Source organism: Pseudomonas sp. PME37.24/025 (assembly GCF_055556615.1).
Map to the genome: position 1 here is coordinate 23602 of NZ_JBVHNK010000003.1, position 14620 is coordinate 38221.

14 protein-coding genes are annotated in these 14620 nt (G+C 59.8%); 7 read left to right on the top strand and 7 right to left on the bottom strand.

All coding sequences use genetic code 11. From position 1 onward, the window contains the following. Positions 1–94 precede the first annotated feature (94 nt). Positions 95–490 carry a peptide-methionine (R)-S-oxide reductase MsrB gene (gene msrB / locus ACZ3HH_RS06105; RefSeq protein ID WP_465803431.1) on the bottom strand — a complete coding sequence of 132 codons (396 nt, stop codon included), beginning with the start codon at positions 488–490 and terminating at the stop codon, positions 95–97. Between the two features lie 225 nt (positions 491–715). Here msrB and ACZ3HH_RS06110 point away from each other — a divergent pair, with 225 nt between their 5' ends. Together ACZ3HH_RS06110 and htpX are read left to right on the top strand one after the other, a co-directional pair. Further along, positions 716–1927, top strand: a complete 1212-nt coding sequence (locus ACZ3HH_RS06110; protein WP_030132315.1) for a pyridoxal phosphate-dependent aminotransferase — start codon at positions 716–718, stop codon at positions 1925–1927. 317 nt (positions 1928–2244) lie between these two features. Continuing rightward, positions 2245–3132 (top strand): protease HtpX, encoded by an 888-nt coding sequence (gene htpX, locus ACZ3HH_RS06115; RefSeq protein ID WP_008075669.1) that lies wholly within the window; start codon positions 2245–2247, stop codon positions 3130–3132. 189 nt (positions 3133–3321) lie between these two features. On the opposite strand, the gene ACZ3HH_RS06120 is transcribed toward htpX, so the two are convergent. Continuing rightward, positions 3322–3978, bottom strand: a complete 657-nt coding sequence (locus ACZ3HH_RS06120; RefSeq protein WP_465803433.1) for a thiopurine S-methyltransferase — start codon at positions 3976–3978, stop codon at positions 3322–3324. Positions 3979–4081: 103 nt separating this feature from the next. Between ACZ3HH_RS06120 and ACZ3HH_RS06125 the strand changes: the two genes are divergently transcribed. Further along, positions 4082–4849 (top strand): DODA-type extradiol aromatic ring-opening family dioxygenase, encoded by a 768-nt coding sequence (locus tag ACZ3HH_RS06125; RefSeq protein WP_465803435.1) that lies wholly within the window; start codon positions 4082–4084, stop codon positions 4847–4849. 69 nt (positions 4850–4918) lie between these two features. On the opposite strand, the gene ACZ3HH_RS06130 is transcribed toward ACZ3HH_RS06125, so the two are convergent. After that, positions 4919–6592, bottom strand: a complete 1674-nt coding sequence (locus ACZ3HH_RS06130; protein ID WP_007899905.1) for a DEAD/DEAH box helicase — start codon at positions 6590–6592, stop codon at positions 4919–4921. Positions 6593–7014: 422 nt separating this feature from the next. On the opposite strand from ACZ3HH_RS06130, the gene ACZ3HH_RS06135 reads away from it, so the two are divergent. Beyond that, positions 7015–7806 (top strand): crotonase/enoyl-CoA hydratase family protein, encoded by a 792-nt coding sequence (locus ACZ3HH_RS06135; RefSeq protein ID WP_465803436.1) that lies wholly within the window; start codon positions 7015–7017, stop codon positions 7804–7806. 142 nt (positions 7807–7948) lie between these two features. Here the strand turns inward: ACZ3HH_RS06135 and ACZ3HH_RS06140 are convergent, their stop codons facing one another. Beyond that, positions 7949–8704 carry a spermidine synthase gene (locus ACZ3HH_RS06140; protein ID WP_460145150.1) on the bottom strand — a complete coding sequence of 252 codons (756 nt, stop codon included), beginning with the start codon at positions 8702–8704 and terminating at the stop codon, positions 7949–7951. Between the two features lie 163 nt (positions 8705–8867). Between ACZ3HH_RS06140 and ACZ3HH_RS06145 the strand changes: the two genes are divergently transcribed. Further along, positions 8868–10214 (top strand): class II 3-deoxy-7-phosphoheptulonate synthase, encoded by a 1347-nt coding sequence (locus tag ACZ3HH_RS06145; protein ID WP_465803438.1) that lies wholly within the window; start codon positions 8868–8870, stop codon positions 10212–10214. Between the two features lie 130 nt (positions 10215–10344). Here the strand turns inward: ACZ3HH_RS06145 and ACZ3HH_RS06150 are convergent, their stop codons facing one another. Continuing rightward, a complete protein-coding gene (locus tag ACZ3HH_RS06150; protein WP_465803439.1) occupies positions 10345–11574 on the bottom strand; it encodes a winged helix-turn-helix domain-containing protein in 1230 nt (409 codons plus the stop codon). Positions 11575–11638: 64 nt separating this feature from the next. Then, positions 11639–11854, bottom strand: coding sequence for a DUF1127 domain-containing protein (locus tag ACZ3HH_RS06155; protein ID WP_465803441.1), 216 nt, complete (start codon positions 11852–11854; stop codon positions 11639–11641). Between the two features lie 96 nt (positions 11855–11950). Here ACZ3HH_RS06155 and ACZ3HH_RS06160 point away from each other — a divergent pair, with 96 nt between their 5' ends. After that, positions 11951–12805 carry a LysR substrate-binding domain-containing protein gene (locus ACZ3HH_RS06160; protein WP_007899911.1) on the top strand — a complete coding sequence of 285 codons (855 nt, stop codon included), beginning with the start codon at positions 11951–11953 and terminating at the stop codon, positions 12803–12805. On the opposite strand, the gene ACZ3HH_RS06165 is transcribed toward ACZ3HH_RS06160, so the two are convergent. Continuing rightward, a complete protein-coding gene (locus tag ACZ3HH_RS06165) occupies positions 12795–13529 on the bottom strand; it encodes a sulfite exporter TauE/SafE family protein (protein WP_465804022.1) in 735 nt (244 codons plus the stop codon). The two genes, ACZ3HH_RS06160 and ACZ3HH_RS06165, sit on opposite strands and share 11 nt — an antisense overlap. A gap of 125 nt (positions 13530–13654) precedes the next feature. Between ACZ3HH_RS06165 and ACZ3HH_RS06170 the strand changes: the two genes are divergently transcribed. Further along, complete coding sequence (locus ACZ3HH_RS06170) at positions 13655–14611, top strand: LysR family transcriptional regulator (protein WP_465803442.1); 957 nt, start codon at positions 13655–13657, stop codon at positions 14609–14611. The last annotated feature ends 9 nt before the right edge of the window (positions 14612–14620 follow it).

Genomic DNA, 14620 nt, shown 5'->3' on the forward strand with positions numbered 1-14620 from the left:
AATTGTGCGCAATTTAATAAATCAATAGATGCCCGCACGCACTCCTCATCTACGTTAAGCAAGGTACATCCGCGCCCCTGCGCAACGATGCAGATTATTCGCGGGGAACGAGGTCCAGGCACACCGAGTTGATGCAATAACGCAAACCGGTTGGCGGGGGACCGTCCGGGAACACATGCCCCAGGTGAGCATCACATTTGGCGCAGACCACTTCGGTGCGGATCATGCCGTGGCTGACATCACGGATCTCGACCATCGCGCTGTCGCCGATCGGCGCGTAGAAGCTCGGCCAGCCGCAGCCGGAATCGAACTTGGTCTTTGAGTCGAACAGCGGCGAGTTGCAGCAGATACAGTGGTAGACACCGTCGACCTTGCTGTCGTTGTACTTACCGGAGAACGGCCGTTCGGTGCCCTTGAGGCGGCAAACGTTGTACTGCTCCGGGTCGAGCATTGCATGCCATTCTTCCAGGGTTTTTTCCAACTTTTCCATTGTTACACCTCAGCAGCTGAAAAAGCCCGATCTGTACCTTTTCCACGGATCGGGCGGCACGTATGATTGCGCCTCGTCAAACGCCAGTCTGGCAGCCAGACCACGCGCATTCAAACGGATTATGAGTGCCGCCATTCGAGGCGTCAGGCCTGTGTGAATACGCAGGATTCCCAGTACGGTCGTTCATACGCCGCCTGGATCGTTCATTTTCGGGAACACATCGCCATGCAGGTCAGCAAATCGAACAAGCTCGCCAACGTCTGCTACGACATTCGCGGCCCAGTGCTCAAGCACGCCAAACGCCTGGAAGAGGAAGGCCATCGCATCCTCAAGCTGAACATCGGCAACCCGGCGCCCTTTGGTTTCGAAGCGCCGGATGAAATCCTTCAGGACGTGATCCGCAACCTGCCGACCGCCCAGGGCTACAGCGACTCCAAGGGGTTGTTCAGCGCTCGCAAGGCTGTGATGCAGTACTACCAGCAAAAACAGGTGGAAGGCGTCGGCATCGAGGACATCTATCTGGGCAACGGCGTTTCCGAGCTGATCGTGATGTCGATGCAGGCCCTGCTCAACAACGGCGACGAAGTGCTGGTGCCGGCTCCCGACTATCCGCTGTGGACCGCCGCAGTGAGCCTGGCGGGCGGCAACGCGGTGCATTACTTGTGCGATGAACAGGCCAACTGGTGGCCAGATCTGGCGGACATCAAGGCCAAGATCACCCCGAACACCAAGGCTCTGGTGATCATCAATCCGAACAACCCTACCGGCTCGGTGTACTCGAAAGAAGTCCTGCTGGGCATGCTGGAACTGGCCCGTCAGCACAATCTGGTGGTGTTCTCCGACGAGATCTACGACAAGATCCTGTACGACGACGCAGTGCACATCTGCACCGCCTCGCTGGCGCCGGATTTGCTGTGCCTGACCTTCAACGGTCTGTCCAAGTCCTATCGTGTGGCTGGCTTCCGTTCCGGCTGGGTCGCTATTTCCGGTCCGAAACATCATGCCCAGAGCTACATCGAAGGCATCGACATATTGGCCAACATGCGCCTGTGCGCCAACGTGCCGAGCCAGCACGCCATCCAGACCGCGCTGGGCGGCTATCAGAGCATCAACGACCTGGTACTGCCACAAGGGCGCTTGCTGGAACAGCGCAATCGCACCTGGGAACTGCTGAACGACATTCCGGGCGTGAGCTGCGTCAAGCCGATGGGCGCGCTGTATGCGTTCCCGCGGATCGACCCGAAAGTCTGCCCGATCCACAACGACGAGAAATTCGTGCTCGACCTGCTGCTCTCGGAGAAGCTGCTGGTGGTACAAGGCACGGCCTTCAACTGGCCATGGCCGGACCACTTCCGCGTGGTCACCCTGCCACGGCTCGACGATCTGGATCAGGCGATTGGCCGGATCGGTAACTTCCTCAAATCCTATCGCCAGTAAGTGGCCTGTCACCGTGCGACGCTGGCTAAAGTCGCACGGTGATTAATTCTGCAACATATCTTTGCACCCTACCCTGCATCGCTGTTTCAAGCACTGACTGACGACACGTTTCATGCCCGCGTCTAACAACGGCGGGGGCTTGCGACGCTAATTGACTGACAACCGTTTCCCATGCCGACGTCGGAAATGCCTTTCAAGCCGCTAGACTGTTGCTGTAGGACACAGTTTGAAATAGTCACTCGGTTGAATAGCCCGGTGCAGCACCTTATATACCCCGCAGTACGCTACATCTTTAGCACGAGGAGATTTCTACAACCATGATGCGCATTTTGCTGTTTTTGGCCACTAACCTGGCGGTCGTGCTGATTGCCAGCATCACCCTGAGCCTTTTCGGCTTCAACGGGTTCATGGCGGCCAACGGGGTTGATCTCAACCTCAATCAGCTGCTGATTTTCTGTGCGGTCTTTGGTTTCGCCGGTTCCCTGTTCTCGCTGTTCATCTCCAAGTGGATGGCGAAAATGAGTACCAGCACCCAGATCATCAGCCAGCCGCGCACCCGGCACGAGCAATGGCTGCTGCAAACGGTCGAGCAACTGTCCCGCGAAGCCGGGATCAAGATGCCCGAAGTCGGGATTTTCCCGGCCTATGAAGCCAACGCCTTCGCCACCGGCTGGAACAAGAACGACGCACTGGTCGCGGTCAGCCAGGGCTTGCTCGAGCGTTTCTCGCCGGATGAAGTGAAAGCCGTTCTGGCCCACGAAATCGGCCACGTGGCCAATGGCGACATGGTCACCTTGGCGTTGATCCAGGGCGTGGTGAACACCTTCGTGATGTTCTTCGCCCGGATCATCGGTAACTTTGTCGACAAGGTGATCTTCAAGAACGAAGAAGGCCAAGGCATCGCCTACTACGTAGCGACCATCTTCGCCGAACTGGTTCTGGGTATTCTGGCCAGCGCCATCGTCATGTGGTTCTCGCGCAAGCGCGAATTCCGGGCCGATGATGCCGGTGCGCGCCTGGCGGGTACCAGCGCAATGATCGGTGCCCTGCAGCGTCTGCGTGCAGAACAAGGGCTGCCGGTGCACATGCCGGACACCCTGAATGCCTTTGGCATCAACGGTGGCCTCAAACAAGGGTTCGCCCGTATGTTCATGAGCCACCCGCCGCTGGAAGAGCGCATCGACGCATTGCGCCGTCGGGGCTGACAGGCTCTGCACTAAAAGGAAAGGCCCGCAGTGAATGCGGGCCTTTTTTTGTCTGTTTGATTAATTCGGTGCTCTTCAGGCCCTCATCGCGGGCAAGCCCGCTCCCACAAGGATATGCGTTTGTCGATGCACCACCATCCCCTGTGGGAGCGGGCTTGCCCGCGATGAGGCCAGCACAATCAGCAGCTTTTACCGACTGGAAACCCGATAAACCCGCTCTTCAAGCCGCGTCACACCGGCCTCGAGAAACTTCCAGCTCTCGCCCAGAACGTCCTGGTCTTCCAGAATCTTCAGCGCCCACACATCGCCGAACAACCGTTGCACTTCGTCATCAAGCACAGCAAACGGCGGCCCGGCCATTTGCGCCTGGTCGTAATCCAGCGTAATCAAAAGCCCTAAAGAATCCTTCGGCAGAATCCGAATCAAATGAGCCGCATATTGCTCACGCATCGCCGGCGGCAGGGCAATCAACGCCGCACGGTCGTACAGCCCACTGCAATCGGCGACATCGCCTGCCGTCAGCTCAAAGAAATCGCCACACCACAACTCGATTGAACCGGCGCGGTAGACCTTGAACGGCCCCTGCTCACTGACGTCCGGGTCAAATTGATGCTCACTGAAGAAATCCTCCACGGCCTTTTCTGACAGCTCAATCCCCAAGACCTCATGACCTTGGTGCGCCAGCCACAACAGATCCAGACTTTTCCCACACAGCGGCACCAGCACGCGAGCGCCCTCTTCCAGGCTCAACGCTGGCCAGAACCGTTGCAGATAAGGATTCACTTCCGGCAGATGAAAGCCGATCTGATTCGACGCCCATCGTTTGTGCCAAAACTCCGGCTGCATAATTAACCCCGAAAAATTCGATCAAAAGACCCTAAAACTTATATTAGATTTAGATCAATGATCTGACTGAAGATGGTGCCATCTTACTCTCAGGAGCTCATTCATGTTCCCCAGCCTGTATATCTCTCATGGCTCCCCGATGCTAGCCCTGGAACCCGGTGCCAGCGGACCTGCTCTCGCGCGCCTGGCCGCGGCATTGCCAAAACCTAAAGCCATCGTGATGGTTTCCGCGCACTGGGAAAGCAGCGAACTGCTGGTCAGCGGCAACCCTCAGCCTGAAACCTGGCACGACTTTGGCGGTTTTCCGCAGGCCTTGTTTGAGGTGCAATACCCGGCCCCCGGCAATCCGCAACTGGCAGCGGAGGTGGTCGAGCTGCTGAGGGCCGATGGCCTGCCGGCGCGCATCGACTCCCAGCGGCTGTTCGACCATGGCGTTTGGGTGCCCTTGTCGTTGATGTATCCGCAAGCGGATATCCCCGTGGTGCAGGTCTCGCTACCCACCCGTGGCGGCCCTGCCCTGCAAACCCGCGTCGGCCATGCCTTGGCCAGCCTGCGCGAGCACGGCGTGCTGCTAATCGGTTCCGGCAGCATCACCCACAACCTGCGCGAACTGGACTGGCATGCCGGCCCGGAAAGCGTCGAACCCTGGGCCAAGGCGTTCCGCGACTGGATGATCGAGAAACTCGAAGCGAACGACGAAGCCGCCTTGCACGACTATCGTCAGCAAGCTCCGAATGCTGTGCGTAACCATCCGAGTGACGAGCATCTGCTGCCGCTGTACTTTGCCCGCGCGGCCGGGGGTGAGTTCAGCGTTGCGCATCAGGGGTTCACCATGGGGGCGCTGGGGATGGATATTTATCGCTTTGGCTGACACAGGCAAAAAAAAATCCCCGAACCAGTCGGGGATTTTTTATGTGCGATCAATCAGCTCAAGAGCGGATCAATCTTCGCGATAGCGACGCAGCTTCAACTGCTTACCGGCAACGCGAGTGTCCTTCAGTTTGGTCAGAAGTTTCTCCAGACCATCTTCCGGCAGCTCGACGAGGCTGAAGCTGTCACGCACCTGGATGCGGCCGATGGCTTCACGCGCCAAACCGCCTTCATTCAGGATGGCACCCAGCAGGTTCTTGGCAGCGATACCATCACGCGCACCCAGCGCGGTACGGCAACGAGCACGACCTTCGGCCAATGGAACCGGAGCACGACGCTCGCGATCACCACGGTCCGGACGATCACCGGAACGCTCTGGACGATCGCCACGCGGTGCGTTGTTCGGCACCAGTGGACGTTCTTTCTCGATTGCGGCCAGGGTCAGCGCCTGAGCGTTGGTTGCCTTGCGCAGCAGAGCAGCGGCCAGTGCACGCGGGGTGCAACCGATGTCGGCGGTCAGGCGATCCAGCAGATCACCGTGAGTCGATTCGGCATCAGCGACCAGCGGCGACAGGCTGTTGGTCAGTTTCTTGATGCGGGCATCGAGAACGGCCTGGGCGTCCGGCAGACGAACTTCGGCAACCTTCTGACCGGTTACACGCTCGATCACTTGCAGCATGCGGCGCTCACGAGGAGTCACCAGCAGCAGTGCACGACCTTCGCGACCGGCACGGCCGGTACGGCCGATACGGTGAACGTAGGACTCAGGATCGTACGGCATGTCAACGTTGAACACGTGAGTGATGCGCGGAACGTCCAGACCACGAGCGGCAACGTCGGTCGCCACAACGATGTCCAGACGGCCATCCTTGAGGGATTCGATCACGCGCTCACGCTGGTTCTGAGCAATGTCACCGTTCAGCGCAGCGGCTTTGTAGCCTTTGGCTTCCAGGGCACTGGCCAGGTCCAGGGTCGCTTGCTTGGTACGCACGAACATGATCAGGGCGTCGAAATCTTCCACTTCCAGCAGGCTCAATACAGCCGAGGTCTTCTGGTCAGCGTGAACCAACAGGTGAGCCTGTTCGATCGCGGTAACGGTCTGAGTCTTGGTCTGGATCTTCACGTGTTGCGGATCGCGCAGATGGCGTTCGGCAATGGCACGGATCGACTGCGGCAGGGTGGCCGAGAACAATACGGTCTGACGGGTTGCTGGCAGGGCCTTGAAGATAACTTCGAGGTCGTCCATGAAACCCAGTTTGAGCATTTCATCGGCTTCGTCGAGAACCAGGTGGTTCACGGTAGCCAGAACTTTTTCGTCACGACGCAGGTGGTCGCACAGACGGCCCGGCGTGGCGACAACGATCTGTGCGCCATTACGGATTGCTTTCAGTTGTGGGCCCATAGGCGCGCCGCCGTAAACGGCCACAACGGTAACGCCCGGCATTTGCTTGGCGTAGGTTTCAAAAGCGGTTGCTACTTGCAGCGCCAACTCACGGGTTGGCGCCAGGATCAGGGCTTGCGGCTCGCGCTTGGCAGGATCGATGCGGTGCAGGATCGGCAGGGCGAACGCGGCGGTTTTACCCGTACCGGTTTGCGCTTGGCCAATCATGTCGTGGCCGGCCATGATGATCGGGATCGATTGCTGCTGAATAGCCGAAGGCTCTTCGTAGCCGGTCGCAATGACGGCTGCAAGAATATTCGGATTAAGATTAAAAGCGGCGAAGCCGCCGGTTTCCTGGGTCATGGGTCTGCCTCTAAGTGCATCCGCAAAGACCCATGCTCCAAAGCTGCGCATGCCGTGTAAGACTCAAGAGTCGCCCTGGCTGCTTTGTCGGCGGGGATTTGCGAAAACGAATGAATGAAAAAGATTCGTCAAGGAAGAGTCCGCTGTGCGGACGTGCAGCCGAAGCTGGCTTCGGGGAATTGCGCTACCTAAACGCGGCCCGGTTAAAGGCCGGCGCGCACTATACCGGAATTAGCCCGAAAAGGGAGCTTTTTTTATCGGAAAAAACCGGCGCATAGCGTTGTGTCACGGGCTTTGCGGATATTCGTGCGACGGTCTATTTTGCAAAGGCCCGGCCCTGCTGACGATGGCGCTAAAACGGTTCACTCTTGTGAGGCAGACCTTCGGTCTGACACCCCCCTTCCCGCCCGAGGAAATCTTCCATGAATCAGCCCAGCCCCAGTCGTGTAACCCGTGAACGACACGGTCATGTCCTGATGATCGGCCTGGATCGGGTGGCCAAACGCAATGCCTTCGACCTCGACCTGCTCAATGAACTCAGTCTGGCCTATGGCGAGTTCGAGGCCGACAGCGAGGCGCGGGTCGCGGTGGTGTTCGGTCATGGTGAGCATTTCACCGCCGGGCTGGATCTGGTCAGCGCCGGCGCGGCCCTGGCCGAAGGCTGGCAGGCACCGCCCGGTGGCTGCGACCCCTGGGGCGTGCTCGCAGGCCCCAGGGTCAGCAAACCGGTGATTGTCGCGGCTCAAGGCTACTGCCTGACCGTTGGCATCGAGTTGATGCTGGCCGCCGACATCAACCTGTGCGCCAGCAATACCCGTTTTGCGCAGAAGGAAGTGCAGCGCGGGATCTTCCCGTTCGGCGGCGCCACCTTGCGCCTGCATCAAGTTGCCGGCTGGGGCAATGCCATGCGCTGGTTGCTTACTGGCGATGAGTTCGACGCTCATGACGCCTTGCATCTGGGGTTGGTGCAGGAGGTCATGGCCAGCGAGGACTTGTTGCCGCGGGCGGTCGAGTTGGCTGAGCGAATCGCCCGGCAGGCACCGCTGGGGGTTCAGGCAACGCTGATGTCTGCCCGGCAGGCGCGCTATGAGGGTGAAATGGCGGCAGCTCAGGCTTTGCCGGCGCTGGTGAAGACATTGCTCAATAGCGAGGATGCCAAGGAGGGTGTGCGGTCGATGGTCGAGAAGCGGCCGGGCGTTTTCAAAGGCTGCTGACACGTCGGCTTTTGTGGCGAGGGAGCTTGCTCCCGTTGGGCTGCGAAGCGGCCCCAAAAAATCTTGGCAATCAATGCAGATTTTGTGAGTGCTGCGCACTCAAGCGGGAGCAAGCTCCCTCGCCACAGATGACCTCACCGCTTCACGTCGCCGGCCGAATCGCCTTGATCAACGACTGCAACGAATACCCCAATCGCGGCGCCAGGCCTTCAGCGCGAGCGATCAGCCCATCCAGATCCAGTTCCTGATCCAGCTCGGACGGCACGATCAGAATCACGTTGCCCTCCTTCACCGGCAACTCCCAGTAATGCCGGTGATAGAGGCCGCGCAACAACGCCGCCCCCAACGGTCGACCATCGTCGGTGGCCCACTGGTTAATCACCAGCCAGCCACCCGGATTCAACCGTTTCTGACAGTTCTCCAGAAAACTCCAGGCCAGATGCCCGACACCCGGCCCGACATCGGTATAGAGGTCGACGAAAATCAGATCGGCCGGTTCAGCCGTATCGAGCAACTCCAGGGCATCGCCGACGCGAATGTACAGCCGCGGATCATCATCGAGCCCGAGGTATTCGATTGCCAGGCGCGGCACGTCGGGACGCAGCTCGATGGCTTCGACATCTTCCAGCGGCAGGAACTTGAGGCACGCCTGGGTCAGAGTGCCGGCGCCGAGCCCGAGGAACAGCGCACTTTCCGGTTGTTCGTGGCACAGCGCCCCAATCAACATCGCCCGGGTGTAATCGTACTCGAGCCAGCTCGGGTCAGCGGTGAACACGCAGCTCTGTTCGATGGCATCACCGAACTCCAGAAAACGGTAATCAGCCACTTCCAGCACGCGAATCACGCCGAATTCATCCTGTACCTCGGCGAGCAGATGCTCGACGCGCTCCTCAGTCATTTCGTCTCCTGATGTCACCGGGCCTGCAATGTAATAAATAGCAGTGCAATAAGACCGCGTGGGTGGCGCGGCAAAGGCGCGATTGTCCGCGAAGCGACGGGAACAGGTCACGCACTAATTGCTGATAACATAACCGTCCGAGCGGAAAACACTAGAGACTGCAATGAGCCAACCCTGGAGCCCTGACAGCTGGCGCGCCCTGCCGATCCAGCAACAACCCCAATACCCCGACGCGGCGCATTTGCTGCACGTCGAGCAAACCCTGGCGAGCTATCCGCCACTGGTGTTTGCCGGTGAAGCACGGGAGTTGCGCCGTCAGTTTGCCGAAGTAACTCAGGGCCGGGCGTTTCTGTTGCAGGGCGGCGACTGCGCCGAAAGCTTTGCAGAATTCTCCGCCGCGAAAATTCGCGACACGTTTAAAGTGTTGCTGCAAATGGCGATCGTCATGACCTTCGCCGCCGGTTGCCCGGTGGTCAAAGTCGGACGCATGGCCGGCCAGTTCGCCAAGCCTCGCTCGGCCAACGATGAAACCATCAACGGCGTAACGCTGCCGGCCTACCGTGGCGATATCGTCAACGGCATCGGTTTCGACGAAAAAAGCCGCGTACCGGACCCGGATCGTCTGCTGCAGTCTTACCACCAGTCCACTGCAACCCTGAACCTGCTGCGCGCCTTTGCCCAAGGCGGTTTTGCCGACCTGCATCAGGTGCACAAGTGGAACCTGGACTTCATCGCCAACTCGGCGCTGGCCGAGAAGTACAGCCATCTGGCCGATCGCATCGATGAAACCCTGGCCTTCATGCGCGCCTGCGGCATGGACAGCTCGCCGCAACTGCGTGAAACCAGTTTCTTCACCGCCCATGAAGCGTTGCTGCTGAACTACGAAGAAGCTTTCGTGCGTCGCGACAGCCTGACCAACGACTACTACGACTGCTCGGCCCACATGCTGTGGATCGGCGACCGTACCCGTCAACTGGACGGCGCTCATATCGAATTCCTGCGCGGGGTGCACAACCCGATCGGCGTCAAGGTCGGCCCGAGCATGAACCCTGAAGACCTGATTCGCCTGATCGATGTGCTCAACCCGGACAACGACCCGGGTCGCCTGAACCTGATTGCGCGGATGGGCGCGAACAAGGTCGGCGATCACCTGCCGCAGCTGATCCGCGCGGTGCAGCGTGAAGGCAAGCAGGTGCTTTGGAGCTCCGACCCAATGCACGGCAACACCATCAAGGCCAGCAGCGGCTACAAGACCCGCGACTTCGCGCAGATCCTTGGCGAGGTGAAGCAGTTCTTCCAGGTTCACGAGGCGGAAGGCAGTTATGCCGGCGGCATCCACATCGAAATGACCGGGCAGAATGTCACCGAATGCATCGGCGGCGCGCGGCCGATTACCGAGGATGGGTTGTCAGACCGTTACCACACCCACTGCGACCCACGGATGAATGCCGATCAGTCGCTGGAACTGGCGTTTTTGATTGCCGAAACCCTGAAGCAGGTTCGGCGGTGAGTCAGTAGTTTTTTATTGCCTGACAGGCCGCCATCGCGGGCAAGCCCGCTCCCACAGTGACCGCGTCGCTCACAAATTATGTGTCTGGCGCTAACCCTGTGGGAGCGGGCTTGCCCGCGATGGCGTCGGTTCAATCACCATCAATCTGTGCCAATGCCACCCGCAATCTTGCCGCACTCGCCCGCGGGCAATTCAACTGAATCTGCTCCAGCCCCAGCCAATCCGCCATCTGCCGCAGATTGACCGCCAACGCCAGCATCCCCGCCTCATCCAGCCCCGGCTCTTCCTCATGCACGGCATGCACCGCCAACCGGTTCAACGCCCGTTCGGCCCGCAAATCGACCCGCGCAGCAATCCGCTCATTGTGCAAAAACGGCAATACGTAATAGCCGTAGACGCGCTTGTGCTGCGGTGTATAAATCTCCAGCCGATAACGGAAATCGAACAATCGCTCGGTGCGGCTGCGCTCCCAGATCAGCGAATCGAACGGTGAAAGCAGCGCACTGGCCTCGACCTTGCGCGGCACTCTCGGCCCTGCCAGGCAATAGGCCGGTTGCCGCCAGCCTTCAACTTCACAGAGCAGCAGATCACCCGCCTCGACCAGCTCCGCCAGACGCGGTCGGCTATCGGCAGGGCTCAAGCGAAAATAATCTCGCAGGTCTTTTTCCGTGCCGATGCCCAAAGCCGTGGCGGCGTGCAGCAGCAGACCGCGCTGAGCCTCGGCTTCGCTAAGCAAGGGCTGCTGGAGAATCGCCGAAGGAATCACCCGCTCCGGCAAATCATAAAGCCGTTCGAACCCGCGCCGACCGGCCACGGTCACTTCACCGGCAGCGAACAACCATTCCAGCGCATGCTTTTCCGCGCTCCAGTCCCACCACGGTCCTGCCCGCTCCTGCCGGGTCGACAAGCTGCCGGCCCCCAGCGCACCGAGTTCCTGTACCGACGCCAGCACGCGGCGAATCGTGTCTTGCTGCTCATGACCGAAGCGCGCCAGTTGCTGATAGATGTCTTCGCCGCGGGTCGCGCGCTGCATACGCCAGCGCATCAAGGGGTACATCGACAAGGGCAACAAAGACGCTTCATGACCCCAGTACTCGAACAACGTGCGTCGACGGCCCTGACTCCAGGCAGCCTGATCAAGCAAGTCGGATGGGTAATTGCCAAGACGGGAAAACAAGGGAAGGTAGTGCGAACGCACCAACGCATTGACCGAATCGATCTGCAGAATGCCCAGGCGCTCGATCAGCCGGTTGAGCTGAACCGGTTTGATCGCCGCCGGCGGCTGGCGCCCGTTGAACCCTTGGGCAGCCAGCGCCAGACGCCGAACCTGTTTGAGGGAAAAAGACAGTGTGGCGGGCATGAGCATCTCCTTGTCTGCTCGCAACCTACCTCACCCGTAAGCGGTTTGTGTAGCGATGGCATCATCATTTATGCATCGGATCATCCCAGAACGGTCTTACCGTCTCATGCTCCACATCCGCACGGCTCACGCCGATATCCTTCAGTGCTTCGTCGCTCAAGCCCGCCAACATTTCACGTTCACGGTGAAGTTCGTACCAGCGACTAAACTTGTGCAGCAGTTCGGATACCGCGTGGATTGAGAATTTTTGTTCCGTTACATGCTCGTTGTGACCTTTCATCGTATTGCCCTCCTTTTGGGATGGCTCAAGTCTCGCGCCAGCGATAAGATCAATCCAACGAATGTTTCTGATGATATACATCTCGGAGATTGATGAATGTCCGCTTACCCCAGTATCGACACCGATGTACTGCGCACCTTCGTCGCGATCGCCGATCAGGGCGGTTTTACCCGCGCCGGTGAAATGGTCAACCGCACTCAATCGGCGGTGAGCATGCAGATGAAACGCCTGGAAGAGGACGTGTTGCAGCGCCAGCTGTTCGAACGCGACGGGCGCCAGGTCAAGCTGACCGCCGAAGGCCAGGTATTGCTGGGCTATGCGCGGCGCATCCTCAAACTCCATAGCGAAGTCTTCAATACCCTGCGCGAGCCACACATGGTCGGCACGGTGCGCATCGGCACGCCTGATGATTACGTCATGCGTTTTCTGCCGGGCATCCTGTCGCGCTTTGCGCAGTTCTACCCATTGATCCAGATCGAGGTTCATTGCGAATCGACCCGGCAACTGTTGCAGCGCCAGGACCTGGACCTGTCCATCGTCACCCGTGAGCCGGGTAACGAGATCGGCCAGTTGTTGCGCAAGGAGCGTTTTGTCTGGGCCGAAGCCCAATGCTTCAGCGCCCACGAACAAACGCCGCTGCCGCTGGCGATGTTCAACAGCGATTGCTTCTGCCGCCTCTGGGCGTGCAATGCCCTGGACGCCATGGGCCGCGACTACCGGATTGCCTACAACAGCTCCAGCCTGTCGGCGTTGATGGCCGTGGTCAGCGCGGGCCTGGCGATCACCGCGCAGCTGGAAAGCCTGATCACACCGGACATGCGCATCCTTGGCGCCAACGAAGACCTGCCGCTGTTGCCGGAAGCCAGCATCATGCTGATCCGCAACCTGAACAACCCTTCACCTATCACCGAATGCCTGGCCGAGCACATCGTCGAAGGTTTCAAACTTTAAACGCGAGCATCACCGCACAGACCACCAGAAAACCACAGAACAGCCCGCGCAGGAGCCGCTCCGGCAATGCGTGGGCAATTCTCACGCCCCAACTGATGCTCATCAATCCACCGACCGCCAACGGCACACCGATCGCCCAATGCACTTGATGGTGCACCGCATAAGTCGCCAGGGTGACGCCCGTACTCGGCAACGCCAGCGCCAGCGCCAACCCTTGAGCAACCACTTGAGTGGTACCGAACAGGCTGGTCAACACCGGCGTTGCGACCACCGCCCCGCCCACTCCAAATAGTCCGCCCATCGTCCCGGAAGCCGCGCCGAGCACACCCAGCCACGGCCAGGAATAGCGCATCTGCGAAGAGGCCGGTGCATTGGTGGTGAACATTCGCATCAGGTTGTAGGCCGACAGCGCGATCAGAAAAGCGACGAAGCCCAAGCGCATGGTTTGCGCATCGATACCCACCGCCCAGATCGAACCGATCCAGGCGAAGAAAAATCCCATCGAGGCCAGTGGCAGCGCATGCCGCAATTCGATGCGATTGCGCTGGTGATAGCGCCACAGCGCCAGCATCACGTTCGGCACCACCATCACCAGCGCCGTGCCTTGGGCGATCTGCTGATCAAGACCGAACCACACGCCCAGCAGCGGGATCGCGACCAATCCGCCCCCAATGCCGAACAGACCGCCGAGGGTTCCCAGGGCCGCGCCAAAAACCAGATACATCAAGAACTCAATCACAGGCGAATTTCCTTTTGTGAGGCTGTTCATCCTACGCAGTCGGCGCTGGCGGGGAAACGCACAGCAACGCACAATGGCTGTGCCAATTTCGCACAAGCATCGACGAAACCATGAACCCCAACCAATTGACCGAACAACTTGGCCTGTTTCTCGATGTGCTGGAAAGCGGCAGTTTTTCCGCCGCCTCCCGCCGTCATCCATTGACGCCTTCGGCCGTGGCGCGACGCATCGACAGCCTCGAAAGCGCGGTCGGCAGCCAGTTGTTTATTCGCAGCACCCATGCCGTGCGCGCGACCCCGGCCGGTCTGGCTTTTGCCGAGCGTGCGCGGCGGATCGTCGCTGAACTGCGCCTGGCCCGGGCGGAAGCGGTGTCTCTTAGCAGTGCGCCGGAAGGCTTGATTCGGGTGGATGCGCCGGCAGCGTTCGGACGCCGACACTTGGCGCCGGTGATTGCCGATTTCCTGACGCTTTACCCCGGCCTCGACGTGCAGTTGCACCTGATCGACAGCTTTGTCGATATGCAGGGCTCGAACCTGGGCAAGGTCGATCTGGTGTTGCGTGCAGGGCAGATGGCCGACACCCGGCTGGTGGCGACACCGCTGGCGAGCATGGTGCGCATCGCCTGCGCCAGCCCCGATTATCTGCAACGCCGTGGCGTGCCGACCGACCCTGCGCAGTTGGTCGACCATGATGGCCTCGACTGGGAAGGCCTGGCTCCGCCGTTCGCCTGGCGCTTCGAACGGGAGGGGCAGATGCACTTGCACCGACCAGCGCGAATCCGCATGAGCGCCAACAATGCCGAGGCGCTGGTGTGCGGCGCACTGGCCGGATTGGGCATCGCGCACTTGCCGACCTGGCTGGCCAGCGAATACTTATTACGCGGCGAACTGCTGCCGCTGTTTTGCGAGAATGGTTTGCCAAAACCGGAAAGCACCGGCATTTACGCGTTGCGCCTGGAGCAGCAACCCAGTTCGCGCAGCCGTTTGTTGCTGGAATACCTGAAGACCCGTTTCAGCCCCATCCCGCCGTGGGACCTGGCGCTGCAAACCAACCTGGACCGCCACTAGTCCAGAATT

Bases quoted from the DNA above. Each gene is read 5' to 3' on its own strand.
- msrB (WP_465803431.1), bottom strand. From the start codon at position 490: ATGGAAAAGTTGGAAAAAACCCTGGAAGAATGGCATGCAATGCTCGAC.
- ACZ3HH_RS06110 (WP_030132315.1), top strand. From the start codon at position 716: ATGCAGGTCAGCAAATCGAACAAGCTCGCCAACGTCTGCTACGACATT.
- htpX (WP_008075669.1), top strand. From the start codon at position 2,245: ATGATGCGCATTTTGCTGTTTTTGGCCACTAACCTGGCGGTCGTGCTG.
- ACZ3HH_RS06120 (WP_465803433.1), bottom strand. From the start codon at position 3,978: ATGCAGCCGGAGTTTTGGCACAAACGATGGGCGTCGAATCAGATCGGC.
- ACZ3HH_RS06125 (WP_465803435.1), top strand. From the start codon at position 4,082: ATGTTCCCCAGCCTGTATATCTCTCATGGCTCCCCGATGCTAGCCCTG.
- ACZ3HH_RS06130 (WP_007899905.1), bottom strand. From the start codon at position 6,592: ATGACCCAGGAAACCGGCGGCTTCGCCGCTTTTAATCTTAATCCGAAT.
- ACZ3HH_RS06135 (WP_465803436.1), top strand. From the start codon at position 7,015: ATGAATCAGCCCAGCCCCAGTCGTGTAACCCGTGAACGACACGGTCAT.
- ACZ3HH_RS06140 (WP_460145150.1), bottom strand. From the start codon at position 8,704: ATGACTGAGGAGCGCGTCGAGCATCTGCTCGCCGAGGTACAGGATGAA.
- ACZ3HH_RS06145 (WP_465803438.1), top strand. From the start codon at position 8,868: ATGAGCCAACCCTGGAGCCCTGACAGCTGGCGCGCCCTGCCGATCCAG.
- ACZ3HH_RS06150 (WP_465803439.1), bottom strand. From the start codon at position 11,574: ATGCCCGCCACACTGTCTTTTTCCCTCAAACAGGTTCGGCGTCTGGCG.
- ACZ3HH_RS06155 (WP_465803441.1), bottom strand. From the start codon at position 11,854: ATGAAAGGTCACAACGAGCATGTAACGGAACAAAAATTCTCAATCCAC.
- ACZ3HH_RS06160 (WP_007899911.1), top strand. From the start codon at position 11,951: ATGTCCGCTTACCCCAGTATCGACACCGATGTACTGCGCACCTTCGTC.
- ACZ3HH_RS06165 (WP_465804022.1), bottom strand. From the start codon at position 13,529: ATGTATCTGGTTTTTGGCGCGGCCCTGGGAACCCTCGGCGGTCTGTTC.
- ACZ3HH_RS06170 (WP_465803442.1), top strand. From the start codon at position 13,655: ATGAACCCCAACCAATTGACCGAACAACTTGGCCTGTTTCTCGATGTG.